The sequence below is a fragment of the Dactylosporangium sp. CS-047395 genome (assembly GCF_050942185.1).
Lineage (GTDB): Bacteria > Actinomycetota > Actinomycetes > Mycobacteriales > Micromonosporaceae > Dactylosporangium.
The window spans coordinates 4,321,896-4,347,931 of the sequence record NZ_CP192015.1 but is presented as its reverse complement, the minus strand read 5'-3'; the positions used below and the strand labels follow the sequence as shown (position 1 = coordinate 4,347,931).

General features: G+C 67.9%; 27 protein-coding genes and 1 pseudogene. 9 read left to right on the top strand and 19 right to left on the bottom strand.

Annotated elements, in window-relative coordinates; all coding sequences use genetic code 11:
- Positions 1-12: 12 nt before the first annotated feature.
- The 5 genes from ACQP00_RS20370 to ACQP00_RS20350 all read right to left on the bottom strand — a co-directional run bounded on the left by ACQP00_RS20370 (position 13) and on the right by ACQP00_RS20350 (position 3,493).
- Entirely contained in the window at positions 13-300 is a 288-nt protein-coding gene (locus ACQP00_RS20370) for a hypothetical protein (protein WP_433221342.1), read from the bottom strand.
- A 700-nt stretch (positions 301-1,000) separates the two neighbouring features.
- Complete coding sequence (locus ACQP00_RS20365) at positions 1,001-1,192, bottom strand: CsbD family protein (protein WP_433221340.1); 192 nt, start codon at positions 1,190-1,192, stop codon at positions 1,001-1,003.
- A gap of 171 nt (positions 1,193-1,363) precedes the next feature.
- Positions 1,364-2,470 carry a YihY/virulence factor BrkB family protein gene (locus tag ACQP00_RS20360; protein WP_433221338.1) on the bottom strand — a complete coding sequence of 369 codons (1,107 nt, stop codon included), beginning with the start codon at positions 2,468-2,470 and terminating at the stop codon, positions 1,364-1,366.
- A gap of 98 nt (positions 2,471-2,568) precedes the next feature.
- The gene (locus ACQP00_RS20355) at positions 2,569-3,084 is read right to left on the bottom strand and encodes an ATP-binding protein (protein ID WP_433221336.1); all 516 of its coding nucleotides are present in this window, start codon (positions 3,082-3,084) and stop codon (positions 2,569-2,571) included.
- Positions 3,068-3,493 carry a hypothetical protein gene (locus tag ACQP00_RS20350; RefSeq protein WP_433221334.1) on the bottom strand — a complete coding sequence of 142 codons (426 nt, stop codon included), beginning with the start codon at positions 3,491-3,493 and terminating at the stop codon, positions 3,068-3,070. The genes ACQP00_RS20355 and ACQP00_RS20350 overlap by 17 nt, the downstream gene beginning before the upstream one ends.
- 176 nt (positions 3,494-3,669) lie before the next feature.
- On the opposite strand from ACQP00_RS20350, the gene ACQP00_RS20345 reads away from it, so the two are divergent.
- Positions 3,670-3,894: a hypothetical protein gene (locus ACQP00_RS20345; RefSeq protein WP_433221332.1), complete on the top strand. Its 225-nt coding sequence runs from the start codon at positions 3,670-3,672 to the stop codon at positions 3,892-3,894.
- A 391-nt stretch (positions 3,895-4,285) separates the two neighbouring features.
- On the opposite strand, the gene ACQP00_RS20340 is transcribed toward ACQP00_RS20345, so the two are convergent.
- The 9 genes from ACQP00_RS20340 to ACQP00_RS20300 all read right to left on the bottom strand — a co-directional run bounded on the left by ACQP00_RS20340 (position 4,286) and on the right by ACQP00_RS20300 (position 10,171).
- Complete coding sequence (locus ACQP00_RS20340; protein WP_433221330.1) at positions 4,286-4,738, bottom strand: TIGR02391 family protein; 453 nt, start codon at positions 4,736-4,738, stop codon at positions 4,286-4,288.
- A 242-nt stretch (positions 4,739-4,980) separates the two neighbouring features.
- The gene (locus tag ACQP00_RS20335) at positions 4,981-5,307 is read right to left on the bottom strand and encodes a hypothetical protein (RefSeq protein ID WP_433221328.1); all 327 of its coding nucleotides are present in this window, start codon (positions 5,305-5,307) and stop codon (positions 4,981-4,983) included.
- On the bottom strand, positions 5,304-5,909 hold the full coding sequence (locus ACQP00_RS20330) for a hypothetical protein (protein WP_433221326.1): 606 nt from the start codon (positions 5,907-5,909) through the stop codon (positions 5,304-5,306). The genes ACQP00_RS20335 and ACQP00_RS20330 overlap by 4 nt, the downstream gene beginning before the upstream one ends.
- Positions 5,910-5,927: 18 nt before the next feature.
- Entirely contained in the window at positions 5,928-6,752 is an 825-nt protein-coding gene (locus ACQP00_RS20325; RefSeq protein ID WP_433221324.1) for a hypothetical protein, read from the bottom strand.
- Positions 6,753-6,830: 78 nt separating this feature from the next.
- Positions 6,831-7,454 carry a GNAT family N-acetyltransferase gene (locus tag ACQP00_RS20320; protein WP_433221322.1) on the bottom strand — a complete coding sequence of 208 codons (624 nt, stop codon included), beginning with the start codon at positions 7,452-7,454 and terminating at the stop codon, positions 6,831-6,833.
- Positions 7,451-8,998 carry an APC family permease gene (locus tag ACQP00_RS20315; RefSeq protein ID WP_433221320.1) on the bottom strand — a complete coding sequence of 516 codons (1,548 nt, stop codon included), beginning with the start codon at positions 8,996-8,998 and terminating at the stop codon, positions 7,451-7,453. Before ACQP00_RS20315 ends, ACQP00_RS20320 begins: the two co-directional genes overlap by 4 nt.
- Positions 8,999-9,076: 78 nt before the next feature.
- A complete protein-coding gene (locus tag ACQP00_RS20310; RefSeq protein WP_433221318.1) occupies positions 9,077-9,757 on the bottom strand; it encodes a GPP34 family phosphoprotein in 681 nt (226 codons plus the stop codon).
- Entirely contained in the window at positions 9,754-10,005 is a 252-nt protein-coding gene (locus ACQP00_RS20305) for a hypothetical protein (protein ID WP_433221316.1), read from the bottom strand. The genes ACQP00_RS20310 and ACQP00_RS20305 overlap by 4 nt, the downstream gene beginning before the upstream one ends.
- Positions 9,998-10,171 (bottom strand): hypothetical protein, encoded by a 174-nt coding sequence (locus tag ACQP00_RS20300; protein WP_433221314.1) that lies wholly within the window; start codon positions 10,169-10,171, stop codon positions 9,998-10,000. Before ACQP00_RS20300 ends, ACQP00_RS20305 begins: the two co-directional genes overlap by 8 nt.
- A gap of 749 nt (positions 10,172-10,920) precedes the next feature.
- Here ACQP00_RS20300 and ACQP00_RS20295 point away from each other — a divergent pair.
- The 3 genes from ACQP00_RS20295 to ACQP00_RS20285 all read left to right on the top strand — a co-directional run bounded on the left by ACQP00_RS20295 (position 10,921) and on the right by ACQP00_RS20285 (position 13,669).
- The gene (locus ACQP00_RS20295) at positions 10,921-11,448 is read left to right on the top strand and encodes a hypothetical protein (RefSeq protein WP_433221312.1); all 528 of its coding nucleotides are present in this window, start codon (positions 10,921-10,923) and stop codon (positions 11,446-11,448) included.
- 119 nt (positions 11,449-11,567) lie between these two features.
- The gene (locus ACQP00_RS20290) at positions 11,568-13,148 is read left to right on the top strand and encodes a hypothetical protein (RefSeq protein ID WP_433221310.1); all 1,581 of its coding nucleotides are present in this window, start codon (positions 11,568-11,570) and stop codon (positions 13,146-13,148) included.
- Positions 13,149-13,201: 53 nt separating this feature from the next.
- A complete protein-coding gene (locus tag ACQP00_RS20285) occupies positions 13,202-13,669 on the top strand; it encodes a GNAT family N-acetyltransferase (RefSeq protein ID WP_433223921.1) in 468 nt (155 codons plus the stop codon).
- 566 nt (positions 13,670-14,235) lie between these two features.
- On the opposite strand, the gene ACQP00_RS20280 is transcribed toward ACQP00_RS20285, so the two are convergent.
- On the bottom strand, positions 14,236-14,376 hold the full coding sequence (locus tag ACQP00_RS20280) for a hypothetical protein (protein WP_433221308.1): 141 nt from the start codon (positions 14,374-14,376) through the stop codon (positions 14,236-14,238).
- 878 nt (positions 14,377-15,254) lie between these two features.
- Here ACQP00_RS20280 and ACQP00_RS20275 point away from each other — a divergent pair.
- From ACQP00_RS20275 to ACQP00_RS20265, 3 genes and pseudogenes are all read left to right on the top strand, one after another.
- Positions 15,255-15,347 (top strand): annotated as a pseudogene (locus ACQP00_RS20275) (hypothetical protein); the annotation flags it as partial.
- The gene (locus ACQP00_RS20270) at positions 15,326-15,607 is read left to right on the top strand and encodes a DegT/DnrJ/EryC1/StrS family aminotransferase (RefSeq protein WP_433223920.1); all 282 of its coding nucleotides are present in this window, start codon (positions 15,326-15,328) and stop codon (positions 15,605-15,607) included. The pseudogene ACQP00_RS20275 and the gene ACQP00_RS20270, both read left to right, overlap by 22 nt.
- Positions 15,608-16,030: 423 nt before the next feature.
- Entirely contained in the window at positions 16,031-17,221 is a 1,191-nt protein-coding gene (locus ACQP00_RS20265) for an IS110 family transposase (RefSeq protein WP_433223854.1), read from the top strand.
- A gap of 1,141 nt (positions 17,222-18,362) precedes the next feature.
- Here the strand turns inward: ACQP00_RS20265 and ACQP00_RS20260 are convergent.
- Entirely contained in the window at positions 18,363-18,965 is a 603-nt protein-coding gene (locus tag ACQP00_RS20260; protein ID WP_433221306.1) for a TetR/AcrR family transcriptional regulator, read from the bottom strand.
- A gap of 64 nt (positions 18,966-19,029) precedes the next feature.
- Between ACQP00_RS20260 and ACQP00_RS20255 the strand changes: the two genes are divergently transcribed.
- Positions 19,030-19,938: a homocysteine S-methyltransferase family protein gene (locus tag ACQP00_RS20255; RefSeq protein ID WP_433221304.1), complete on the top strand. Its 909-nt coding sequence runs from the start codon at positions 19,030-19,032 to the stop codon at positions 19,936-19,938.
- 149 nt (positions 19,939-20,087) lie between these two features.
- Positions 20,088-20,210, top strand: coding sequence for a hypothetical protein (locus ACQP00_RS20250; RefSeq protein WP_433221302.1), 123 nt, complete (start codon positions 20,088-20,090; stop codon positions 20,208-20,210).
- A gap of 654 nt (positions 20,211-20,864) precedes the next feature.
- Here ACQP00_RS20250 and aspT read toward each other — a convergent pair.
- From aspT to ACQP00_RS20235, 3 genes are read right to left on the bottom strand one after another with little or no spacing between them, the layout of a single operon-like run.
- Positions 20,865-22,559 carry an aspartate-alanine antiporter gene (gene aspT / locus ACQP00_RS20245; protein ID WP_433221300.1) on the bottom strand — a complete coding sequence of 565 codons (1,695 nt, stop codon included), beginning with the start codon at positions 22,557-22,559 and terminating at the stop codon, positions 20,865-20,867.
- On the bottom strand, positions 22,556-24,274 hold the full coding sequence (locus tag ACQP00_RS20240; protein WP_433221298.1) for a bifunctional aspartate transaminase/aspartate 4-decarboxylase: 1,719 nt from the start codon (positions 24,272-24,274) through the stop codon (positions 22,556-22,558). Before ACQP00_RS20240 ends, aspT begins: the two co-directional genes overlap by 4 nt.
- 46 nt (positions 24,275-24,320) lie before the next feature.
- Positions 24,321-26,018 (bottom strand): TrkA C-terminal domain-containing protein, encoded by a 1,698-nt coding sequence (locus ACQP00_RS20235; protein WP_433221296.1) that lies wholly within the window; start codon positions 26,016-26,018, stop codon positions 24,321-24,323.
- Between the last annotated feature and the right edge of the window lie 18 nt (positions 26,019-26,036).

The following is a 26,036-nucleotide window of genomic DNA, read 5'->3' as shown; positions in this document are numbered from 1 at the left end:
GGCTGCAGGTCGTCAGGGCGGGCTGACCGGCAGCTGAGCGCGGATGTCGGTCAGCCAGCCGGTGACGTCGGCTGGCGGAACCATCATGCCGTCCACGATCGCTTCGAGGGCATGCAGAACGGTGTAGCCCATGCCGGTGACATGGTCGACGTCGTCCAGGATGAGCGCGACGGCGAGTTGTTCCCAGGTCGGCCACGCCGGATCGGGGCGCCCGCGGTTCGATGTGCCGGCCCAGCGCGCCAAGGCCAGAATGCGGCAAGCAGCAGCGTCCGCCTCGGCGCTGGGATCGGAGCCGGTCACGGCGGCATGCCGGGCTCGCGGTGACGGAGGAACACTCATGCAATGTCACGCCTTCCGGAAAGCGTGGGCAGGCGACCGATCGGATGCGATCGTCCGTGCCGCATCAGCACGAACGTAGACGGTTACGGATCACCATGCAGGCCGACACAGGCCGGCCGACGAGTCTCGGGACGGACATTGCGCCAGCGAGACCGCAGCCGTCAGCACGGCAGCACCGCTCCCCCAACCACCTCTCGCGCCACCCGCGAGGACACGGGGACCAGAGCACAGAGGGCACGACGGCCCGATCCAAGGGCTGCTGTACCGGGCGCCCGCCGGCAGGAGCCAGCGCTGTGCGGGGGCATTCGTCGAGTTCGAAACGGGCGTGCGGTGGCGATGGTGGAAGCGGGACGTTCCCGCGGACAATCGTCCACCGATGCGCTGCACCGCAGAGGTCTGAGGGGTTGTCGGACCAACTCGGCCGGGGCCGTCGGGACCTTGACGTTCGTAGAAACACCGAATGTGCTCGGCGACGCCGAACAGGCCGACCCGGCCAAACAGGCGGGCTACGTCGCACCGAAGCTGTGCAGCGTCGTGACGCGTGTGCAAGCGCGGTCGAGGTGGGCGTGGCGTGGCACTCGGAAAGTGCCACGCCTCGCGTCGTTGCTCGGGTGATCCACAGTGGGCAGTGTGCGCTGTGCTCTGGCCCCTGAGCGGGCGTTCAGCTGAGAGCGTCCTTGACGTCGTGGGCGGCGTCCTTGACCTTGTCGCCGGCCTGCTTGACGTTGGCGGCGTCCTGGTCTGCCTGGCCTTCGGCCTGCAGTTGCTCGTTGTCGGTGGCGTCGCCGTAGCGCTCCTTGGCCGCGCCCGCGACTTCCTCTGCCTTGTGCTCGACCTTGTCACCGAAGCTCATGCTGCCTCCCAGTTCACTATGGCCCGGCGCGCTGTCCAGCTGTGATCGGCTGTGCGCCTGCGGGTAGGAGGATGCCCGCGGACCCGGACACCGAAACCGGAGACCAGCGAGTGCCGCAACCGGCGGTGCACCGCTCCTCGACGGCAACCGGCTGCGGACGATTACCCCGCCTCACCGGGTATCCCGAGTGCTTGTGTCCGAGCCGGTGTGATCATCGGGCTTCGTGTCGAGTTTGCGGGTGTCGCGCAGCTGCACGTACGGTTCCTCGGCTTCGGGGTGGCCGGCCTGGATGGCGCGGCTGCGCTGCAGTTCGGCGTCGAACTCGGCACCGAGGAGGATGGCGATGTTGCTGATCCACAGCCAGATGAGGAAGACGATGACGGTGGCGAGGCTGCCGTAGATCTTGTTGTAGGAGCCGAAGTTGCCGACGTAGAACCCGAACCCGACCGACGCGATCAGCCACAACAGGACAGCGAGGAGGCTCCCGGGGCTGACCCACCGGAACCCGCCGTGCTTGGCGTTCGGTGATGCCCAGTACAGCAGCGCGAACAGCAGGCTGACGATGACGACCAGGACCGGCCATTTCGCGATGCTCCACGCGGTGACGGCAGCACCGCCGATCCCGAGGGCCTTGCCCGCCTGTTCCGCGACCGGGCCGGTGAACACCACGAGGACCGCTGCGATGGTGAGCAGGACGCCGGTGGCGAGCGTGACGCCGAGCCGGATCGGCAGCGTCTTCCAGATCGGCCGGCCCTCGGGGACGTCGTAGATCGCGTTGGACGCCTGCATGAACGCGCCGATATATCCAGACGCCGACCACAGCGCGGTCGCGATGGACACGACCGCGAGGATGCCCGCGGTGCTCTGCTGGCCGTCCTGCAGATTCCGGGCGGCGTCGCCGAGCAAGGTGCTGGTCGAGCCAGGCACGACCCCGCCCACATTGTCGATGACCCTCTGTACGGTGTCCTTGCCGAACAGCCGCAGCACGGTGACCATCAGCAGCAGCCCGGGAAAGATCGATAAGACGCCGTAGTAGGTGAGCGCGGCCGCCCAGACGGTGATGTTGTCGTCGGTGAACTCTTTCACCGTCCGCTTCAAGATCTGCACATACGACTGTTTCGGTAGCGCGCTGAGCTCATCCGGGCCTTCCAGGGCGGTCGGCCGCTTCGGTAACCGGTCCCGCTCGTCGGCCTGGGTCCGGCCCTCCTCACGCCGCCGACCGTGACTGCCGGCCGCGCCGTGGTCTGCCGAACCCTGCCGCCTGTCCTTGTCCACCATGTCGACCTCCTACCTGCACGCACCGGTCCATCCATGCCCCGGCCACGCCACCCACAACCCCGCCAGTCCGCTGGATCTGCGAAACGACCCGATCGTCCTCAGCTGGTGAGAGGCCGGTGAATGGGCAGCTCGCACCAGACGTCTTTACCGGCGTCGCCATGGTGATCGACGCCCCACCGGGAGGCGATCCCTTGGATGAGCAGGAGCCCACGGCCGTGATCGATCGGTGCGCTCGGATCTGCGGTGGTGTGATCGTACAGGACGGGTACTGCGGTGTTCCGGTCGCGGACGGTGACCCGCACGATCGGCGGCAGGCAATGCAAGTGCACTTCGTGCAAGCCATCGCCGTGCCGGATCGCGTTGGTGCACAGTTCGCCGAGCAGGAGCTCGACGTCATGGACGAGTTCGTCGCTCACCGGATGCTCGAGCAGGCCCGGCAGCGCCTGGCGGGCCCAGTCCCGCACGGCGGCGGTAGACGCGAGATCTCTGCCGTCCCACGGCTGCCACCGCACGGACCGGCCCAGCTGATGCTGCAGATACGGTGGCTTCCGGCGCGGGTCTGGCGCTGAAGGCCGGGGCTGTTCGACATCGTCCGCGTCATGTTCGGCATCCACCGGTGCTCCCTCCCCGAGGCGCGATGACTGCCTTGATTGAGGGGTTCCCGGAGAGCTGGCCGTTATTCACGAACGCGAGAATCTCTTCGCCTTGCAGTCGCCGGCGGCTGGTGTTGGCCGCGGGGTCAAGCTCGGAGACGCCCAAGGACGATGAGGGCGCGGACGTCGGTTGGCTCAACGGCAGGAGGGTGTCGCAGCCGCCGTCGGATGCCGCGTCGTCCAGTGCGTCGACGAGTACGTCGTTGCTGCTGCTGTTGTTCGCGGCGACGTCCCGGTGTGGTGATTGTTGCTTCATGCTCGGGTTGCGGTCGCTGAGTCTAGTCGCACTGCCGGGGCTGGGATTGCGCTCGAGCGGCTGGCGCTGCCGCCGGACCTGGGTTCGGATCTGGCCGGAGGTCTGCCGTGCCACATACCTACCTGACCATATGGCCATATGTATCGAACGTCCGTCCCATGAGGTAGACGGCCGGGTGACCTCGGGCGCGGATCGGCAGGTGTGTGTGTCGTTACTGGCGCTGCGGTGAGTCGTTGCCGTCGATGGATGCAGCCCGGTGCGGTGGGGCTGCCGGATCGGAGTGGGCGGCCGTGGAGCGCGTGGAGATCGATGCGTTGACGTGGCGGTTGCGTGGCGTTGACGAGTCGCGGCTGTATGCCGGGGCGCACCTCGAAGCCTTGGTCGCCGTCCTGACCTGCCCGGCATGCGGCGAGGCAGTGACGGTCGATCTGGTCCCTGTGGATGGCACGACCGCGTTCCTGGTCGGGCACTGGCGGTGCACCGTGCATGCATCGCATACCAGCGCCACCCCGTAATCCTGACCACGGTGGCGCCGACACGACCGCAGGCGGCGTGACCAGTGTCGGCGCCACCGCGGTGGGGTTCTATGAGGCAGGCCTCCCGGTCTCACTCGCTACAGCGAGCGAACGGTACCGAGTTCGGGCCGCTCGTCATCGGCCTCGACGTCGGGACGGCCGTTCTCCGTGTCGACGGTAAGGCGTTGCTCGGCCCAGTGATCACACCGGGCGCCGCGCGGTGAAGCCGCCGGACGCTGCTGGGACGGCCTCGTCCCGGAAGCGAGCGGCTTCGACGACCTAAAGCGGAGTCGAACACGCAAAACGTCCTCGAATGGGTGCTTTCTTGGTGCCGCGCTGCAATTAGACGAGCATCCGCAACAGAGGTCCCCGAGCAGAATGACCTCCGAAGCTACAGTCGGGTCGGCGTAGGTGACCTGCCGGTGTGCGCTGGATTCTTGAAGACGCCGAGCGCACCGGCGAACAGCGTCGACACCGCGTCGTGTGCACTGCCGTCCAGCGCCGGGTCGGCCTGGGGGCAACCACCGGCGAACGCCTGGCGCGTCAGTTTGACGCCGATGTCGGAGTCGCCGGCGGCGGCGAGCTCGCGGACCCGGATCTCGACCTCGCGTGACGCGGCGAACGCGGCGAGTTCGTACTCCCCGAGCAGGAACTGCGCCCGCACGCGCTCACCGATACGCGGATGCAGGTCCACGCCGAGGCGCTGCTGGGCACGGACGAACGCCAGGCCGTCCGTCGCGTCGAGGACCTGCTGGCCCAGCCGGGTGATGAAGTAGCAGTCGCCGGACTGCTCGGGGTCGCGAGCGAAGAGCCCGTGGTGGTGCACCCAGTCGAAGGCCTCCACCAGGCCGCGCAGCGCATGTCATGCACGGATGGAGCGAGGCCACGGCGAGTCGGCCGGAGCCACCTGATCGGCTCTACCGCAGTCGTGACGCTTCGCGGCGCCGACCGGAGTGGAACCCGTCAGCGGGCTGCCGCGGGACGGGCGGTCACTGGCAGGTGACCGCGGGGGTAACCTCGACCTTGACACCGACCCCCGACGGGACGGCCACGGACAACGACCACGGCATGGCACCCGCCCGGCCGTCATGCACTCACACGCGACGCCGGCCGCCCACCGATCATGCGGCTGTACAGGTCGGCGTTGATCCAGCCGAGGAACTGCTCATGCAGCCGGTCGGCACCGATGTCCGGCCGATCCAGCGATGCCCGGCCCAGCGAACTCGCAAGGAGCAACGCGACGCCTTGACCGACACCGGCGTCGATCGCGGTCGTGAACTCGGCCTGCCGGGTCGGGCACGGCCACGGCTGGGCGCAAACCTCGCATTGCCAGCCCGGCCGGGTCGGGAAATGCGCCGACAGCGGCACGCTGACGATCCCCGGTCCGACCGGCGACGGCATGGTGGCACTCATCCCGCCGCCTGCGCTGCCGCCTCACCGGTGAGCGCGGCGGTTTCGTAGGTCCAGTAGTGCTGGCTGTCGGTGCGCTGGCCGCGGTAGCCGTACGGGTTGTGGTCGTCGGTGTCACGGGTGCGGGCAGCGCGGGCGAGAACCACGTCGACGATCCCGGCAAGTCTGGCGTTGGCGTCGGCGAAGTCGAGGCCGATGATGCCGCCGTGGTCGGCGACGTAGTGATACATGCCGGTGATGAGCTGAACGAACGTGCCCTGCGGGGCGTGGTCCGCGGTGACGACGAACCCGCAGTACCAGATGCACCGCTCGGCGTAGGCGTGCTGCCAGCGGGCCTGGAAGTACTTGGGGGCGATGTACGGCCATGTGTCGAGATCGTTGGTGAACACCGCCAGGCCCACGCACCGGCCGCCGGTGTCCGGGTCGAGAATCCGCCACTTCTCGATGCTCGTGTTCATACAGATGTCCGCGAAATCCGCATAGGGCAGCAGGTGGGCCTGCACCGCCCGCGCGGCCATCCGGCCCATCGACGTCTCGTAGACCTGCCACGCCTCCGCCAGGGCGTCACCGTTGAGCTGCAGCGCCACATCGGTCTTCAACGACATACGTCCTCCACTTCCAGGTCACAAGGGGTAAAGGTCGCGATCGCCGGATACGCCGCGCCGTAGTGCCCGCCGGATTCGACCGGCCGTCAAGCGCCCTATCGTCGCGAAGATCGACGGGACCCGGGCCACGGTCAGCCACTGCGGTTCGCCGGTACGCACGAAGCCGCGGGCGGTCAGACCGGCGTGCAGGCCCGGCAGGTGCAGGGCCGCCCGGACCAGGACCGTGTCCCGCCCGGTGCTGTCCAGCCCGTCCAAGGCGACACGGGTGCGGTCGCCGAGCAGGAGGAGGGCCCCCGGCTCCGCCCGGACGTAGCCCAGCATCGTCCACGTGCAGGCCATGACCCGCCAGGTGAGCGCCATCGTCAGCCGCAACCGATCCATGCCTCCCGGATCGTCGTACGGCCAGTCGAGCTGCCGCCGCATCCGCCAGACTTGGTCTTCAGCCGCGACGGCACCGGCCCTGTGCAGGAGCTCCAGCACGGTCAGATCCACGACCTGCCATGCCGCCGGAGACCCCAGGGCATCACCCTGCCCGGCCCAGCCCAGCTCCGCCGCACGTTGCTGTTCGAGATTCCGGCAGTCAGCCAGGTCGGCAAGTATCCGTCGTTCGCGCTGGTCGGCGTCGCCGAGGTCGTAGGGCAGCGACCACGAGCCTTCACACTGCACCACAACACCAGCGGCGTGCAGGCCGTCAACGACGGCGCGGACACTCGTGTAATAGTCCGGTTCCCCGATGCGGACCGTCCCGATCACCGTCACCCGCCGCCCCGTCCCGGGATGCACGTAACGATGGATCGGCGTCTGCAAGCGCGCACCGGGCACGATCCGCAAATAGTCGGCCATGCTGGCGAAGCATCCTTTCATCGGTCCGGGTCGGCCCGATGAACGCTGGACCTGCACCGGGCCGACCCCAGCGGGCGGTTATCGGCCGTCGCGCCACATCGGATACAGCGGTTCGCCGTCGTAGGGCAGGTCGAGCACCGGCGCGCAGTCCATGAACCCTTTGCGCAGGTACAGGTTCCGGCTCTGCGCGTTGCTGGCCTCCAGATAGGACGGCAGCCCGTACTGGTCCAGGTCGCGCAGCCGCGCATCCAGCAACAGACTGCCCAGGCCCCGGTTCTGCCAGCGGGCGCCGACCGCCAGGAACGCCAGATACATGTGCGGTCCCCGATCGAGCGGATGCGCCCGATGCATCTGCGCTTCCAACGCGGTGAACCGGGGCGCCCATTCCCCGCAGACGGCGAGCATCTGCGCCTCGTATCGGTCCACATCGGGGTGCGGGACCGCGAACCACACTCCGGCCGCCGCCAGCACCGGCCCGCCGCCAGCTGAGACGTCGATGACGTCGACCTGGCCGTGCCGGAATGCATGCCCGACGTGCACGGTGAAATAGTCGGTCAGCACCCCGACCCGGCGGTCGTCCTGTGCGACGAGCCAGCCACTGACGTCCAGGGGTGCGAACGCCTCGGCGATCAGCCGGGCAACGTTCGGCGCCTCGTGTTCCCCCGCCTTGCGGACCGTCAGCCCGGTACTGGGAATCGTCACCGGGCACCGCCGGGCAGGCTGCTGTGCGCTGGACGATAGGCCGGGCTTGCCGGTGGAGCACCGTCCTGCACGGCGGTGGGGGTCGTGCCGAGCCCGATCGCCCGATACACCGCCGGGCGACGCGCGAACAGCACCCAGGCCCAGCCGGCCCCCAGCAGCGCAAGGAGGCTGTACCCGGCGGGGAACGCCCACCGCATCGGCGAGTCCGGCCCGACGTTGAGCAGCCCGGCGAAGTTCTCCACGATCAGCCAGGCGATCCAGCCCAACAGGGCCGCCGCCAAGACCGGGGCGAGGTAGCCCTGCCACACCGACACCGGCTCGCCGAACGTCCGCCGCCACCGCCAGAAATACCCCGGCACCGACAGCGACGTCGCAATGATGAGCAGCAGGACCCCGAACCCGCCGCCGGTGCCCAACCAGTAGAACAGCGTGATCATCGGGTCCGCACCGGCCGCCGCGTACGTCAGGATCACCGCGAGGCCGGTCACGCTGAGCAGCAGCGACGCGTTGCGCGGGGCGAACGTGCGGGGGGTGGTCCGGCCGAGGAACGCGAACACGACGTGTTCGCGGCCGAGCGCGAACAGGTACCGGGTCACGTTGTTGTGATACGACAACGCCGCCGCCACCAGCGACGACAAGTACAGCAGCTGCCCCAGCGCGATCAGCACAGGCCCGCCGACGTGCCCGGCCGCGACCGCGAACGGCAGATCACCGGGATGCTCCGCGGCGGCCTGCTGGAGCTGATCGGGGCCGATCGCCACCGACAGCGCCCAGCTCGAGCCCGCATACAGCACGGTCATGATGGCCAGCCCGCGAAAGATGGCCCGCCCGACCGTCCGGCCCGCGTCCTTGGACTCCTCGCTGAAGATCGGGGGTGCCTCGAACCCGACGAACGCCGCCATCACGATCGCGAACGCCACCCCCAACTGCTCGGCACTGCCCAGACTCGACGGGGTCAGCGTCTCCATGCTCACACTGCCGCCGGCCGGGTGCAGCAGGTCGATCACGTCGCAGACCACGACCAGGGCCACCTCAGCCAGCAGCGCGACCGCGAGGACCTTGCCGTTCACGTCGACCCGCAACACGCCCATCACGGCCACGAACGCCCACACCACCAGCGCCGCCACCCACCACGGCACCGACCCGGCGACCGACGCGGGCAGCAGCGCCTTGACGGTCGGGCCGATCATCCCGAACAACGCGATCGCTAGCATGCCGTAGGCCGGGACCGCCACGAACGCGGCCGCGACGCCGAACGGCTTGCCCGCGCCCTGGGCGATGTAGCTGTAGAACGCTCCGGCGTTGCGGATGCGTTTGGCCATCGCGATGTAGCCGACCGAAAACACCGCCAGGATCGCTCCGAGGATCACGAACGCGAGGGGCAGACCGGTCACGCCGGTAACCTGCCACGCCACCGTGACCAGCCCGACCAGGATCGTCAACGGCGCCGCCGCCGACACCGCGAAGAAAATCAACGTCGACGCACCGAGCTTGTTCTGTGCGAGCGCCGACTCGACCCGGCCCGGAGGCCCGGCAACAGACATAGCGATACTCCAGACATGAGAGGGATGAGACGTACGAGGAGCGAGACATGCAGTAGGCAGGAAGCGCGCGGTTGACGGTCAGCGTTGACCGCTCAGCACCACGTCACCGGCCAGCGTCTGTACCGCCGCGAACAACCGCCGCAGATCCGCCGGTGCGGACTCGTCGATCCGTTGCCGCAGCCACGCATCACCGGCAGCGTGGTCCTCCCAGAACACAACCGGGAGCAGCCCGATCGCCTGGACCAGCCCGGCCAGGGTGATGTCAGCCCACGTCGGTGCAGGCATCGTCGGCAGGTCCCCGAGGATCACATGCCGCAGCCGTACCGGACGCCAACCCGCCGCGTCCGGATCGGTCGGCACCAGCGCACGGCCCGTATGCCGCCGCATCCGAGACCCGCCGACATCTTCGACCAACCCGGCCAGGTGCAGCCGCTCCACGACCAGCGCGGCGGCCTTCTCCCCAGCGAAGAACTTCAGCCAGGTCCGCACGTCCAACATCCGCTCCGAGCGGATGTAGGCCAGCATCACGTGCGCGAACGCGTCGTGCGGCGGCCCGACATCCTGCACCGCCACCATGTCGTCCACGCCGACCGCGACCCGGCCGCCCAGCACCAACTCCCCGAGCAGCCCACCCGCCAGCGCCAGGCCCAGCGCCTTCGGATGCAACCGGCAGCGCCAGTCCCGGCCCTCATGCGCGATCAGCCACACATCATCAGCAGGCCGGATCGGCGCCTGCCACACCCCCGCTTGCGCCCTCACCGCGAACCCCGGACCCGCGGACTCTGCAGCACCTCGGCCACGACGTACACGCGACGCTCAACGCCGTCCCGGCCGCGAGGCCGCACCGGCACACCCGTGACGACCATCAGGCCCGGCTCCGGCGACTCGACGGGGGCCACCGTCACCCGCAGGCGCAGATCACCCGCCCCGTAGCGGTAATCCGCATCCCGCAGGAACAGCACATCGCCCACACGGACCGGCCGCCCCACATCCGTATGCTCAGCCACCCGACACCCCCCGATCCCGAGGCGGAAGCCAGCCGATCAACTGCGCATGCCGCGCCCCGACATCGTCCAGGCCGTCGCCCATCGCCTCCGGCAGATAACCAGCCATCAGCGACCGCAGCTCGTACAACTGCCCGCTGTACTCGTCCAGCAGTTGCTCTCGACGCAACTGGCACGGCCACGCCTCGCCACACGAACACCGCCACGACGGCCGCTGCAACTTGTGAAGCATCGCCCGCCGCCCATCTGAGGAGAACCCTGACGGTGCCGACGGCGCCGCCACGCCCGAAACCGCAGCCCCGCCCCGCTCCGAATGCCGATCCGGCATCACTGCCTCCTGAGGTAGTACGGCCAGACGCCGCATCCCGTCGCACGTCAGCCACCAGCAGGCCCGACGACGCTTCCCGGATCGGGCATGCCGCACGACATGAGCCTTCAAGCCCAAGCCCGCACCACGTCGCACGGCACACCCCTGCACCTGCCGCCCCGGGCACCGTGGACACCTAGCAGCAGGGAATCAATGACCGGCGCACGATCTAGGCAGCCCGCACACCGGGGGCACCCAGACACTCCGGGCACACCCGCCGCGCCAGCCGACGGACGTCCTCTACCGGCACCAGCCGAGCCGGCGACGCCAACCGCCAGCCCCGACCATCACAGCCACGACAGCGCCCCAGCCGCCGGAATTCGACAACTGTCAACGCGAATCGCGTCCCTTCGACCACGACTGGCCCCATCGACGGCAGCTACGCCGCAGCCGACGACAAGACCTGACATCACCCCGTGCAGCCATGTCACGACGGTGCCAAACCACGCTCGGCTACACGAAGACCGAGACGGGGTATACGTAGGCGGTATCAGCATCGACCAACCTCGACGCCGCCGACGCGACTGTGACCAATGCACCGCCGTGATCGCATGCTGCCTCGCCGTGCCAATCGCCGTCGTCGCCATCCCGATCATCCGCGACACCATCGCCGCCAGCCGAGGCAGCTCAACACCCCAAGAAGCCCTACTCAAGTTCGTATACACCCTCGAACCACCCGCCGACGCCAAACGCCTCGACGCCGAACCCCTCATCGCCCGCGCGCCCACCGCAAGGAGATCCTGCAACAACGCGTCGACTACATCAGCGCCATCGAAACCACCAACCGCGCCCGCCCGGACCAAACCGCCAAGCTAGCCATCGGCTACGACGAACAGCACCCCACCACAATCGACATCCACGGCGGCAGCGCCACCGTCACCCAATACTGGCAAGCCCAATTCGACTTCGCGCGCCACGAAATCGGCGGTCCCCTCGGCTACACCAGCGACCCTCTACCCTGGACCGCCACCGCCCACCAGGACCGCGACGGCTGGCGCCTCACCAGCATCAACATGCCCCCATGGTGCGGCACCCTCAACGACGACGGCACGGCCACCGGGTACGTCAAATGCGACTAAATCGCATTGACGGAAGCCGCAGCAGCGTATTTACCCCGGACGACACGCCGCCTTCCCAACATAACGGGCCAAGCAGGTAGGCTGAGTCCAGCTCGCCAACCACCTCGGGGAGTCCGGCCATGCCAACCAGCCCACTACGCCCTATCCAGCTACCCGCCGGATTCTGGCTGCGCGCTGATGTCGCCGCCGCACTCATCGCACGCGACATCAGCACACTGTTCCAAATTCTCCGCCGACACGGCTGCAGCCAACGCCAAATCGGCGCTGCTGTCGACATATCACAGAGCCACATCAGCCTCATCATGCGCGGCGAACGCCGGGTCGCGACCCACGACGTCCTCACCCGGATCGGCAACGGCCTCAACATGCCCGACCACGCCCGCACCCAGCTCGGACTCTCCATCACTCAGCGTGCCAGCGACATCCAGCCGCACGCGTCGTACACCATCCACAACGTGCCGTCCACAATGGATGTCGAGCGGCCAGGTGCGGATCCATCCATTGTGGACGCGTCATCGCCTGCAATGAATCGGCTCGACCGCATCCGCAGCGAGTCCGCCCCCGCCATCGGCATGCTCCGAACCACACTCGCGGACACTTCGAGTCTCGCTCGCCCGAGCCGCGACTTTCGCGACGGTGCCGCAGGTCTACCATCAGACCCAGCGCAATCGGGGTTTGAGGAGGACGGACACGAAGTGCGACGACGGGACTTTATGCGTGTGCTAACCGGCCTTACTGTGGGCACCCCTCCACTAGTGCGGCTAGAGGCGCTTCGGCAGAGCATCGGCCATACGATGGGAGCGGAGGGCGATGTCTGGAACAGTATTGCGGACGACTATGCATACGCATTCTATACAACCCGGTATGACATTCTGGGTGAACAACTTGCGGCCGACCTCAGCATTGTCCAGCAGCTCCTGATCTCGCATCCTGATGATCGTGACCTGACTCGCGCTGGCGCTAGTCTTTCGATGATTATGGCGATCGTGCTCACCTCTACCGGGCAGACTTGGATGGCTCGCAGATGGTGGCGCACAGCACGCCAAGCTGCCGATAAGTCCGGCGACATGGGCATCCGTGTGATGACACGAAGCCAGGAAACGGTCAAAGGCTTGTATGACGGTCGGCCGCTTGCGAATGTGCTTGCACTTGCGGACGAAACCATCGAGCTAGCGGGGAAACGTGTCTGTCCAGGCTTGGCCGGCGTTCTCGCTGGACGCGCTCAAGCGCTTGCGATCAGTGGCCGTCCCGACGAGGCCGAGCAGGCCGTTAATGCCCTCAGTCGCCTTACGGACCGAATGCCGGACAGCGCTCTCATCGACGACTCGATGTTCGGTTGGCCAGAGCATCGCCTACGCCATACGGAAAGTTTCGTATACACCGAAATCGGTGCCACCGGCCGCGCAATGGACGCCCAGGACCGCGCTCTGCGGCTTTACACCGACAATCAGGCCGGAAATCGCGCCATGGTACAGATGCATCGCGTTTCATGTCTGATTCAGAAGAGGCACCTAGATGACGGCGTGCGCTATGCTGCAGGCGTTCTCGACGCGCTGCCGGTCATTAAACACGACCAACTTTTGTACGAGGTCGCTCGGCGCGCCGTGGCAGCAGTGCCTGACAAAGAACAGGGCAGGGCAGAGATCGATCAACTACGAGACCGAATTTCAACTCTTCCAAATCAAGGTGCGTCGGCGTGAGATACTCGCTACTCAACTCCACACAACCCGTCGATCTCGCCCTAGCCAATTCAATGCGCGGTCTATACGCGGAAGTATATGCAGAGCCGCCGTACTGTGAAGGCGAGGAGTATGCGAGTCGGTTCGCGGACTATTTCGAACAGGACACTCGGCGACCAGGATTTAGCCTCGCCATCGCTAGCGAAGAGTCAGGCTTGATCGGCGCGGTATACGGCTGGACCATGGCGCCTGGAAGCTGGTTCAAGGCACCTATTGAGGAGCCCCCTTCCAGCATCTTTGATGTGCCTAAATTTGCAATTATTGAGTGGATGGTTCGCAGGTCTTCCAGAGGCTCAGGAGTCGGAAGACACCTCCTTGACCTCGTTCTTGCCGATAGATCTGAGCCATTCGCCGTTTTGGCTAGCAATCCCGCAGCTCCAGCGCGCGGTATCTACGAAAAACTGGGATGGCAGTACTGCGGCAGTACGGAACCGAACCACATGCCCCGCATGGACATACTTGCCCTGCCCTTGGAGAAGTGACATCGCACCGTGCTGTCACTCCGACATGCTTCTGCGCAAGGAGAGTCGCGGCGAGTCATCACGCCGATCGCAGCCCTCCAGCGCCTGCCTTTGCGTTGCCGAATTCGCCTGTTCTTAGATCAAGGCGCCGCGGCGCTGCGCGCGGCGCGCTGTCGGTAAGATTTGGCGCTACGACGAGGCGCTGTGAAGCTTTGAGCTGCCGCAACGCTCGTCGTATTCCCGGCTGTTGCACCCGCGGCCTCACCATTCGTATGTGGTCACGCTCTTGCCTCCGGCGGGACCTCTGCCTCGGGGGCGCTGCGCTGTCCGCATGCCGCCGGCCGTCCGAGCCGAGCAGAACGACGCCGGGAGCGCCAAGCCAAGCCGCTACGCGGTCGCCTACGGCGAGCCTGGCCCACCAACGCCGCCCACTTGAGGCAGGAGATGGCCGACGGCATACGGGGAGACTCCGCTCACCTGAGCGTGGACGGGCATGTTCAAGGCGCGCGGGAATTCCGCCCCCGTACGCCAAGCTGCCGCGGCGCTGGCGCGCCGGGGCTGTAAGCCATCCGGGTGGCAACCCGCGCCTAGGTCATGGACAGCGCGTCGACAATCAGGAAGCCCTCGTATCTGGCACTGCATGCGAAGAAACGATGAGGTTGGATGGCGACGGCGAAGCCTTTGAGCGCCCACAGCATATCCACCAGAGCACCAACTGCGTCGATCAACGACCGATACGGCACAGATCTGTGGTGTTCGAGGTCAGATCACGAGGGCGCGGAGAACGGGGTCCTCGACCGACTGCGAGTCATGGATACAGACGCGCTCATGAGGCTATTGACAAAGATCGCCGAACCACCCGTCAGGCGACTGGAAGCCATCGTGGAGCGGCTTGAACAGACGCATACCGTCACGAGCGAAACAGTAACTGAGCTGAATTCGATCATCGCGCTCAAGTCCGAAACCGGAGTCGGCGTCAACGCCGTCACCGCGGCCGCACTACATCACCGACAGCGTCCGCAGCGCACTGCGGCTCGGATACCACGTCGTCCTGGCATCCTGCTCGCCGACCGGTACGGCAAGGTGCTGCGGCAGCTGATCGCCGAACACGACGGCCCGAGCCACGGCTTCTACTTCGACATCCCACTCGACGAGATTCTGCGCCGACACCACTCCCGCGCGCCGACGGTCGGGTTCACCGCGGACGACATGCGCCGCTGGTACCGGGAACGCGACCTGCTCGACGTCGAGCACGTCATCGACGACACCACGACATTCGACGACACCGTCAGTACCATTCTGGCCGCCAGCGGTCTGGCCGGCGCAGCGGCTCTCACGCCGTGCCCGGCCCGCTGCACCCGCTGCGCCGTCAAAGCATCGGCGGCCGCACCCGAACGGGCGGCCGCGGAACGAACGACACCGACCCTCGCCGCCGCGCCGATCACCGTAGCCCGCGCTCGCGATCGTGCCGGCCGGCGACAGGCGGCTGGTGTTCGTCCGGCAGCAGTGCGGCCCCTACGCCGGGTCCATGCTGCTGCCCGGGTGAAAGGTCGAGCCTGGGGAGGCGTTCGAGGACGCTGCCCGGCGCGAGGCCTTCGAAGCGGCCAGCGTCCGGATCGGCGCACTACGCCCGTACGGGGTGTACGACATAGTGGGGCGTACCGCGGCGGGCGTCGGATACCGGTTCTTGATGTTCGCGTTCCTCGCCGGACCCGACGCCGTCCGGATCGCCGGCGGCGGCCACCACGTGGACGAAGTCGTACTCGCCGAGCCCGCGGCACCCGCGTCCGCGGCCGCTACGCCGGCACCCAGAACACGATCGGCAGCTTCTCCACCCACGACCGCAAACTCCTGCCCACCGGCGAAGGCGGCTTCAGCCTTACCCACGACCACGATCTCGCCGACCGAATCGACGCCTACAGCCACCTCGACCACCTCGCGGCGACCACCACGCCGTGAACCACAAGCTTGCCGCACCCCCGGCCGCGATCGGCAACCTCCGCCTCGGCCAGCTCACCGAACTGCTCGCCGCTCGCCGAAGCAACGCCACCCGACTGCTGGCCGCCCTGCCGCCCGACGGCCGGCTGCGCGAGCTCGGCTACGGCGCCGACGACCGAACTACTGCACCCTCGTCCTCACCGCCGCCCCCGTTACCTTTTTTAGGTCCCCGTTGGGGGCGCTCGGTCGCCTGGTTCGGTATGACTTACTGCCCCTGTCGTCGGCATGATCCGGGGGGTGTTGTCGCCGGGCTGGGTGGCGTCGACGGACCGCTGATAGGGACACGACCACCTGATGTGCCTGGGTAGGTCTCTTCGTAACGTGGCTGCCGGCAGTCGACGCCAAGTTCGCGATCGAGGCTTGGGACCGTCGCGGGGAGGCGATGTGCACGGCGACTATCAGGTGTTTCTCGGGCTTGACGTCGGTAAGGACGGCCATCACGCGGTGGCGTTGACCCGGGAGGGCAAGCGGCTGCACGACGCCGCGTTGGTCAATACCGAGGCGAAGCTGCGGCAGGTGTTCGACCGGCTCGCCCGGCATGGCCGGGTTCTGGTGGTGGTTGACCAGCCGGCCTCGATCGGGGCGCTGCCGGTCGCGGTCGCCCGGCACGGCGGCCACCAGGTCGCATACTTGCCCGGACTGGCGATGCGCCGCATCGCGGACCTGCACCCGGGTGCAGCGAAGACCGACGCCCGTGACGCCTACGTCATCGCTGACGCCGCCCGCACGTTGCCGCACACCCTGCGCCGCGTCGACGTCGGCGACGAGACCCTGGCCGAGCTCGAGGTCCTGGTCGGCTTCGACGACGACCTCGCCGGTGAAGCCACCCGGATCAGCAACCGCCTCCGCGGGCTGCTGACCCAGATCCACCCCGCCCTCGAGCGGGTCCTCGGGCCGAAAGTCCAGCACAAAGCCGTGCTGGAACTGCTGTCACGCTGCGGCGGCCCGGCCGGTCTGCGTCGCGCGGGCCGGTCGAAACTCGCCGAGATCGTCCGTCCGCACGCACCCCGCATGGGCGAACGTCTGGTCGAGCAGCTCGTCGCCGCCCTGGGCGAGCAGACGGTGACCGTTCCAGGCACCGCTGCGGCGGAGAAGATCCTGCCGAAACTCGCTGAGAGTCTGCGCGAGGTGCTGCGCCAGCGTGACGAGGTGGCCCGGGAGGTCGAAGGGATGCTTGATGCGCACCCTCTTGCCTCGGTCCTGACGTCGATGCCGGGCATCGGGGTCAGGACCGCAGCCCGCATCCTCCTCGAGGTCGGCGATGGAGGCGCCTTCCCGACCCCCGGACATCTGGCCGCCTACGCCGGCCTGGCCCCGGTCACCCGCCGTTCCGGCAGCAGCATCCGCGGCGAACACCCACCTAAGGGCGGGAACAAGCAGCTGAAACGCGCGTTCTTCCTCGCCGCGTTCGCCAGCCTCTCGCACCCACCCTCACGGGCCTACTACGACCGCAAACGCGCCGCCGGCAAACGCCACAACGCCGCCCTCATCTGCCTCGCCCGCCGCCGCTGCGACGTCCTGTTCGCCATGCTCCGAGACCAGACGCCCTACCAAGCCCGTCAAGCTGCCGCTTGACGAAACCCATAGGGACACCCCCCCCCACGCCGCCGCGGACATCGTCGACGGCTTCACCGAGGCGGACTTCTGCCCGACTCGATCCGCTTCCGGTACGGCCCGCTGTACACCCGGCCGACATTCGCGGCCTGCGCCACGCCGTGCCCGAACGCCGAACAGCTCACCGGCACGACATTTCATCCTCCGGTACACCCGACGCAGCGTTTGCTGCCGGCGTTGCAGCAGGTTCGGCGGCAGGGATCGAGGAGCCATACGCAGTGAGGACGAAGGCGACCCCGACGGCAGGAAGCACGCGAGAGGCGATCATCCTCGGATCGTGCCGCGATCAATGCTGGAACCGGTCGGACGACCGGGTCCACCCACTGGCCGGGTCGAGAGGCGTTCCATTGACCGCACGGTGCCACCCGAAGCCGAGCCAACCGTGCGCGTACTCAACAGCACCCTATCCGAGACCACGCTGAGGCGGGCGGCCCGAGGCAGGCTCAACCGCCGTCACCAGTCGCTCCTGGGTTGGCGGCGTCCGGTCGACGTCGGGGCCTGCGGACCCGTCAGAAACGTTGCGCTCCCTCTGGGTCCGGCCGAACCCGGATGGTGCCGTTTGCCGCGTCCACCCCGGGTAGATCACGTGTGCCGGCCCGACCTTCGTCCGTTCACCGGACCGGCACGGGTTACAGATGGGTTCGACACGAGAGAGCTGGCGGGCAGGTTAGGGGGCCTGTCCGCCAGCGGAAACCCGGAATGCTTCGCCCGAATGGCGCCCGCCGGATGTGCCTGGGTACGGGTCGTGCATCCTCCGAAATCCGCAACCGTCGCGGCGCGTGTCACCACTCACGGCCGGTAGACCGGGACGAGGCGCGGCGGCAGGTGCACCCTCGCCGAGGGCACCGCCTTCCGCAGCACGGCAGCCGCCGCGCCGAACAGAGACAAGCCGCGCCCCACAGGATGGCGGCCACGATGATCCAGCGCGGCCGGCGCAGCGATACCCAGCCAACTGATCGACACACCCAACCGAGAACGGTCCTGGGACGCCTTCCAAGACCCGGCCGGACGCCATCGAATCTCCCCGGCCCGCGTCACTGAGTGGTTCGACGACGGCCGCCAATTCTGATCTCCGATCTCAGCTCGCAACCTGAGGTTGGACCTAGAACAGGGCGGCGACGAGTTGGCGGTAGACGAGCAGTTGCCTGCGCATGGGTTCCGGTGAGCCGGCGGCTCGGCACATCAGGAACGCTCCCTCGATCACGGCGAACAGCTGGTCGGCAAGGTCTTCGGGGGCGGGACGGGGCCGTGTGGTCGGGGCTGCGGTGAAGGCGGCTTGCATCAGGGCGGCCACCGACTCCCGCCAGCCGAGGATGGCGCGTTCGACCTGTGCGGAGTTCTGTTCGTCGAGCAGGTCCTGCTCGACGAGGACCGCGATGTAGAGGCAGGCGGACTCCGACGTCAGGGCAGCCGAGCGGTCGACGAAGTGGTCCAGGAACCGCAAAAGCCGGGCTTTCGGCTCGCGCTCTGCGGAGGCTGCCTGCAGCCCGGCGGCCAGCGTGCCGAGATCGGCGGTGACGTAGCGCTCGACGAGGGCATGGGCGAGCGCGCGCTTCGAGGTGAAGTGGTGGAAGAACGCGCCCTTGGAACTGCCGGCCTCGCTCAGGATCATCTCCACCGAAGTCGCGGCGAAGCCGTTGCGCTCCACCAGTCGCTCAGCGGCATCGAGCAGATGTTCGCGGGTGGACCCGCCATCGCGCGGCATCCGATCATTGTTCTAGACCGATCGGTCTGATACAACAGACCAAACAGTCTGGAAAGGGTGGGTCATGGTCGGGCTGCTGGACGGACAGTGGGTTACCGAGGGAGGACTCGAGACCGACCTGATCTTCAACCACGGCGTAGAGCTCCCGGAATTCGCGGCGTTTCCGCTGCTCGACGACCCGGACGGCATCGCGCTGCTGAAGCGCTACTACGCCGACTTCGCGACGATCGCGCACGCGTCGGGAGCCGGGCTACTCCTGGAGACGCCGACCTGGCGAGCGAACCCGGACTGGGGCCGTGCCCTCGGCTACGACAAGGCAGCGCTCGACCGCGTCAACCGAGCCGGCGTCGCCTTGATCCGAGACGTGCTCGCCGCCGCCGACATCCCCGACGGACGAGTCTCCGGATGCGTCGGTCCTCGCGGGGACGGGTACATCGCGTCGGGTGCCGACGCCGACGAGGCGGCCGAGCACCACGAGCCTCAGATTCGGTCGCTCGCCGATGCAGGCGCGGATCTCGTGCACGCGATGACGATGACCGAGCCCGCCGAGGCGGTCGGCGTGGTACGCGCGGCCCGCAGCGCGGGCGTTGCGGTGTCCGTCTCGTTCACCGTCGAGACCAACGGCCTCCTGCCGGACGGCAGCACGATCGCCGACGCTCTCCAGGCGGTCGACGCCGCCGCACCCGCCGACTTCTACGGCCTCAACTGCGCCCACCCGACGCACGTCCTCGCCGCGCTCGACGACGGACCCTGGCGGGAGAAGCTGACCTTCTTCCGCCCGAACGCCTCGACACTGTCACACGCCGACCTCGACGTGATGGAGGAACTCGACGCGGGCGACCTTTCCCTGCTGGTCAGTTCGACGCGTGAGCTCCTGGCCCGGCTACCCGCCATAGCGGTCCTCGGCGGCTGCTGCGGCACCGACCGCCGCCATGTCGCGGCACTGTGGCAGAGCGCGACCAGCCGCCCGTAGACAGGGCCGAACTCACCCTCACCCAACCCGGCATCCGCACACCGGCAGATCCGCGCATCCACGCTACGAGCGGCTTCACGAACGCCTGCACACACCCTGAGCGGACTTCCGAAGGACCGTCGGCACCGCCGGACGGTCAAGATCCGCACGTGGTGTCGGCTCTCGTGAACATTTCCGCGAGCGGCGCCGGCAAGGTCGGTAACACCTGGTTCCGGCTGATCCGCTCGATCACCTCGGCGGGCCTGGTCGGCGGGTGGGTCCGTGGGCAGTGACACATGCACAACGCTCTCGCACCCTGGTCGCCGCCACCCCCCGACGCGGACCCAGCTCAAGTACCTCGCGCAGGTCACGGTCGGCAACATTGCGCCGGAGCTGATCCGGGCTGCTGGACCGAGGCCGTCAACAAGTCGACTTACCGCGGTGGGCAATCGAGGACTGCCGCCATGTCGCTGGCGCACTCCGTGGGAAAGCTGCCGGTCCCGTGCGGATTGACGCGGACTGAGCACGAAGCCGAGTATCCGGGTCCTCCCCGCTCGCCCCTCTACATCAGCTGCGCCTCCAACTGCCCGTTGGTGAGCGCTCCGGCATCGAGCTGGGATGGCCGAGACGCCCTTCGGCCGCGTCGGCGAACCAGCCTGCCCACCGGTCGACGAACTCATCCAGGTCGGCGACGGTCAGCGCGGTCAACGGCCACGCGACCTGCCACTCCGCTATGCCGTTCCACCGGGCCTTGGCCGACGCCTCGCCGGGTTCAGCGCGAACGGGTCCCGGCCGCCCGGCGGGGTGGAGGACCCTCGGTCGCGTCGCCGCTGAACTAATCGCCATCTAACCGACCACCTTCGCCGCGGTGGAGGCGCAACGTGGCACGTGAGCGTCGCCGGAGTCTTTGCGGATCGGCAAGATGCGGATCCGCTGAGGGTGGTGGTTCAGGTGAGGATGCCGGTCATGGCGACCACGATCGGGCCGAGCAGTGGCAGGACGACGTTAGACATGGCGTAGACGACGGTGTAGCTCATGAGCGGGGTGGTGTTTCCTGCTGCCTGTTGCACGGCAGTGGCCGCTGGAGTGGAGCACTGCTGGCCCGCGACCGCGCCGAGCGTGAGCGGGGCGGGCAGGTGCAGCACTTTCCAGGCGATGAGCAGGGATATCGACGCCGGGATCAACGTGACGAGGACGCCGACGATCGGTAGGGCGATGCCGTAGCGGGCGATGAGGTCGATGGCTTGTGGGCCGGAGGACAGCCCGACGGCGCAGATGAACGTGGCGAGGCCGAGGTCCTTGACGACTTGGGCGGCGGCTGGATGGTACTGGCCGTGGCGGGGGTTGCGGGTGCGCAGCCAGCCGAACGCGAGCCCGGCCAAGAGGCAGCCACCGCCGGTGCCCAGCGACAGGGGGATCGAGCCGAGTGGGATCTCGATGGTACCGATGAGCATGCCGAGGATGATGCCGGTGGCGATGAAGATGACGTCCATTTTCACGGCTGGGTCGATGCGGAATCCGATGCCGGGGACGAACCGGTCCAGGTCGTGGCGGCGGCCGGTGAACTGCAGAGTGTCACCGGCATTGATCGGGGTGCCGTCCTGGACTGGGAGGTGGTGCTCGGCGCGGGTGATGCCGGTGAGGAACGCTCCGCGGCGGCGTTGCGGGTCGATGGCGTGCCGCAGTTGGCCGAGGGTGCTGCCGTTGTATTCCTTGGTGGTGAGGACGACCTGCTGGATGTCGAGGTCGAGGTCCGTCCCGGCGATGCCAGACTGTTCGGGTCCGATCACGTCGCCGGCGTTGAGGAGCTGTTCCCGGCGGCCGTTGATCAGTATGGCGTCGCCGGCCTGGAGGCGGGTGGCCGGCGTGACGTCGACGTTGTTGCCGTCGCGGTGGACGCGTTCGACGGCGACGGCGTAGCCGAGTGTGCGTTCCACCTGTTCGACGGTGCGGCCGTCGGCTGCGGTCACCGCGTGCACGCGGCCGACGATCTCGGGCAGGGCCTGAGTCGTCGTGCCTTCCTCGCCGGCGCCACCGCCGAGCTTGGCCCAGAGCTTGTCGGCTTCGTCACGCAGGTTGATCCGCATCAGGGCCGGGGCGAATTGGCTGGTGACCAGCACGATGGTGATGAGGCCCATGATGTAGGAGATGGAGTAGGCGGTGCCGACGTTGCCCTGCAAGGTGGCGATCTGGGCTGGTGTCCGATCGAGTTTGCCGATCGCATCGGTGGCGGTGCCGACGACCGCGGACTCGGTCGCGCCGCCGGCGAGCAGCCCGGCGGCGGTGCCTTCGTCGAGGTGCAGGATGAGGGTGGCGGCGGCGACGACGGCGAGGATGGTGACGACTTCGACGAGGGTGAAGATGCCGTAGCGCAGGCTGGTGCGGTTGAGGCTGGCGAAGAACGATGGGCCGCTCATGTAGCCGAGGGTGAAGATGAACATGGCGAAGGCGATGTTCTGGACCTGGCTGTCGAGTTTCACGCCGAGCATGCCAACGAAGATGGCGACGATCAGCGTGCCGGCGACCCCGCCGAGCGTGATCTTCCAGAATTTAACCTTGCCGATCGCGAAGCCAAGGGCGAGGCAGACGAACAGGACGAGGCCCTCGACCGAGGTCAGCAAGTCCGTGATCGCGTCCTTCACCGGGCGGCCTTGGCCGGTTCGATCCTGGTGGCCATGCCTGCGGCGAGCATGTCCTGTCCGCTGAACCGACCCGGTCTGGCGGCGGGCGTCGGGACCGCGCCGCCGGCACGCCAGAATTCCTCCTCGTAGCCCCGCATGATCTCGCGCAGCCAGCCGCCGATGCGTTCGTACGCCTCGTGGCGCAGGTTGGCGAGGCTGATCCGGACGCTCCATTCCGGGCCGTCGAAGCCGCCGCCGTTGAGCAGCACGACGGAGCCTTTCTCGGCGAGGCGGAAGACGGGGTCGACGGGTTCGAACGTGGCCTGCAGCCAGTCGGCGAACTCAGGGCTGATCCAGCGGCGGGCGTAGTTGAGCAGGTCCAGCTCCACGTAGTACCGCGCCGCCTGCGGATCGTGCGGCAACGCGACGCCCATCCCGTCGGCAAGCGCGGCCATGCGCCGGTCGATGATGCTGCGGCAGATCCGCCGGTAGTCGCCCTGCTCGTCGAGGAGTGCGAAGAGGCTGAACAGGCCCATCTGTGCCTGTTGCGGCAACGACAGCCCGGCGGTGTGGTTGAGCGCGACCTGCCGGGAGTCCGCGACGATCCGGTCGATGAACCGCAGCCGGTCCGGTTCGAGAGTCAGTGGGCTGTACCGGCGGCGCAGGTCCTCGGCCAGGTCGGCGGGCAGTTGTGTGAGTTGCTCGTCGAAGATGTTGTCGCGGTTGATGGCGATGACGCCGAGGCGCCAGCCGGTGGCGCCGAAGTACTTGCTGAACGAGTAGACGCCGATGGTGTTGCGGGGCAGCGTCGACATCAGCGACTCGAACCCGTCGACGAACGTGCCGTACACGTCGTCGGTGATGATCGTCAGGCCGGGGTTCGCGGACTCGACGATGCGCCTGATCTGCTCGCGGGTCTGCCCGGATAGGGCGACCGACGGCGGGTTGGACGGGTTGACCAGGAACAGCGCCTTAACTGTCGGGTCGGCGAGCTTCGCGATCTCCTCGTCGTCGTACTGCCACGTATGGAACCCCTCGGTGTCGTACCGGGACGCCCGCAGCTCCAGCACGTCAAACCGGTACCGGTCCAGACGCGGGATCTCCAGATACGGGGTGAAGATCGGTGTCATGATCGCGATCCGGTCGCCTGGATCGAGGATGCCGTTGACGACCGCGGAGTCGAACAGGTAGCACATCGCCGCGGTGCCGCCTTCGACGGCGAACAGGTCGAACGGCTGCGCCGGCGCTTTCCCGCCGCACAGTTCCTGCACCAGGTAGGCGTGCACGACCTGCTCGAGGTGCGGCAGCATCCGGTCCGGCTGCGGATAGTGATCGCCGATGACCGCGTCGGTGAGCTCCCACACCCACGCGTCGCGGTCGAAACCGAGCTCGCGTACGCCGTAGTCGACGCCGTCGCGCAGCAGGCCCGCGCCCGGGGTAGCGGCGTGTGCGGAGAGGAACGCGTCGAGCCGTTCGCCGATGCCGTCCTGGGTGGGCATGCCGCCGATGCCGGCCCATTCGTGCCAGTCGCGGCGGGCCTCGTCCAGGCCAAACCGGCCGAGCAGGAAGAACGCCTCCCGTGGTGTGGTGGCGATCCAGTTCGGGTTGCCTCGCCCGGCATTGAGCATCGCCGCCGCGCTGGGCCGGGTCTGATCGTCGGCGAGGACGATGAGCGCGTTCTTGAGCTCGAACGGGCTGAGGGTCTCCAGGCGCCGCTGGTCGGCTCTGCTGGTCATGGTCGGTTCCCCCTGAGAAACTGGTGCGGTTCAGGACCGCTGACATTCAGGACAGCAGGGCGACCATGAGTGCGCCCCAGATCGTGAGCAGGGTGTTGCCGATCGCGTATGGGACCGTGTATCCGAGCACGGGGACGCGGCTCTTCGCCGCGTCGCAGATCGCGCCGATCGACGCGGTCGTGGTGAACGTCCCCGCGGTGACGCCGAGGTTGGTTACGGCTGGCCACTTGTAGACCAGGCGGCCCAGCACAAGCGTCAGGACCATCGGCAGCAGCGTCACTACCAGCCCAGCGAGGACCAGGCCGGCGCCTTGCGCCCGGACACCGGAGATGAAGCCAGGGCCGGATTGGATGCCCACGATCCCGACGAACATGCACAGTCCACCGGTGTCCATCAGCCACTCCGCCGCCGGCGGGAACCGGCCGACCGTCGGGTACTTCGCGCGTAGCCAGCCGAAGATGAGGCCCATGATGAGCGCGCCGCCGCTGGTGGTCAGACCGATCTGCGCGCCGGCCACGGCGACGGCCGGGATGCCGATCAGTCCGCCGAGCACGATACCGGCGCTGATGTAGGAGAAGTCGGTCTCGTCGCTGGACCGGTTCGCCTTGCCAAGGATCGGCACCGCCAGTTCGACGAGTTCTTTCGGCCCTTCGACGGTGAGTTCGTCGCCGCGGTGCACGACCGTGGCGGGTCCATGCGGGAGCTGGATCCCGGCCCGCACCACCCGTTTCACGAACAGGTCCCGGGCGGCGGGGTCCCGGGCGAGGTCGGCGAGGGTGCGCCCGGCGAGAACCCTGCTCGTCAGGACGATCGAGATCGTCTCGATGTCGTAGCCGAGCAGCGCTGGGTCGTCGACCTCGGTCCCGGCCGCGTCCATCTGCCCGTCGATGAGGTCCCGGTGCGCGGCCGTCACCGTCACCTGATCCCCGGCGCGCAGCACAGTGTCGGGTGTGGTGAACCGCAGCTCGTCGTCGCGGCGGTAGCGTTGCAGGAAGATCCGCCGGCCGCGGGACGCGGCGAGGGCCTCCTCGTCTTTGACGGCGGTGCCGTCCAGTTCGGATCCGGCGGTGACCCGGAACGCGCGCCGGACGACCTGCTGGTAGGCGGGGCGGCTGTCCGGGTCGTGGAACGTGCCCAGTTCCCGCTCCATCCTGGCCGCCTCGGCAGCCAGATCCCGGGTGCCGAGCAGGCGCGGGGCGAGCTGCGACAGGGCGTAGGCGGCAGCTGCAGTACCGACGAGATAGCACACCGCGTAGCCGACCGGGATCTGCGCGATCAGCGTCTGCTTCTGCACGTCCGGGATCGCGCTGGAGGTGGTGATCGCGTCGGTCGCCACGCCGATCACCGCCGACTGGGTCAGCCCACCGGCCAGCAGCCCGGAACCCCACCCCGGCCCATACCCCATCACCCGCGCCATGCCGTAGGCGATCACCAGCCCCGCTATGCAGCCGACCACCGCGACGATCAGCTGCGGCAGCCCGTCCTTGCGCAGCGCGGCGAAGAACTGGGGCCCGACCCGGTACCCCAACGCGAACAGGAACCCGATGAACGCCACCGTCTTGACCAGGTCCGGGACGCTGATGTGCAACTGCCCGACCAGAACCCCGGCGAGCAGAGTGCCGGTGACCGGGCCGAGCACGATACTGCGGAACCGCAGTCGGCCGACGAGGAAACCCCAGGCCAGGGTCAGGAAGATCGCCAGCTCGGCATGCTCCTGCAGCGCACCCCTGAACCAATGCCACATATCCGGCAAGCTACGCCC

Coding starts and splice junctions, on each gene's coding strand:
- ACQP00_RS20330 (WP_433221326.1), bottom strand. CDS start 5,909: ATGTCGTTGAAGACCGATGTGGCGCTGCAGCTCAACGGTGACGCCCTG.
- ACQP00_RS20315 (WP_433221320.1), bottom strand. CDS start 8,998: ATGTCTGTTGCCGGGCCTCCGGGCCGGGTCGAGTCGGCGCTCGCACAG.
- ACQP00_RS20255 (WP_433221304.1), top strand. CDS start 19,030: ATGGTCGGGCTGCTGGACGGACAGTGGGTTACCGAGGGAGGACTCGAG.
- ACQP00_RS20335 (WP_433221328.1), bottom strand. CDS start 5,307: ATGAGTGCCACCATGCCGTCGCCGGTCGGACCGGGGATCGTCAGCGTG.
- ACQP00_RS20360 (WP_433221338.1), bottom strand. CDS start 2,470: ATGGTGGACAAGGACAGGCGGCAGGGTTCGGCAGACCACGGCGCGGCC.
- ACQP00_RS20365 (WP_433221340.1), bottom strand. CDS start 1,192: ATGAGCTTCGGTGACAAGGTCGAGCACAAGGCAGAGGAAGTCGCGGGC.
- ACQP00_RS20240 (WP_433221298.1), bottom strand. CDS start 24,274: ATGACCAGCAGAGCCGACCAGCGGCGCCTGGAGACCCTCAGCCCGTTC.
- ACQP00_RS20260 (WP_433221306.1), bottom strand. CDS start 18,965: ATGCCGCGCGATGGCGGGTCCACCCGCGAACATCTGCTCGATGCCGCT.
- ACQP00_RS20290 (WP_433221310.1), top strand. CDS start 11,568: ATGCCAACCAGCCCACTACGCCCTATCCAGCTACCCGCCGGATTCTGG.
- ACQP00_RS20235 (WP_433221296.1), bottom strand. CDS start 26,018: ATGTGGCATTGGTTCAGGGGTGCGCTGCAGGAGCATGCCGAGCTGGCG.
- ACQP00_RS20325 (WP_433221324.1), bottom strand. CDS start 6,752: ATGGCCGACTATTTGCGGATCGTGCCCGGTGCGCGCTTGCAGACGCCG.
- ACQP00_RS20295 (WP_433221312.1), top strand. CDS start 10,921: ATGCTGCCTCGCCGTGCCAATCGCCGTCGTCGCCATCCCGATCATCCG.
- ACQP00_RS20285 (WP_433223921.1), top strand. CDS start 13,202: ATGCGCGGTCTATACGCGGAAGTATATGCAGAGCCGCCGTACTGTGAA.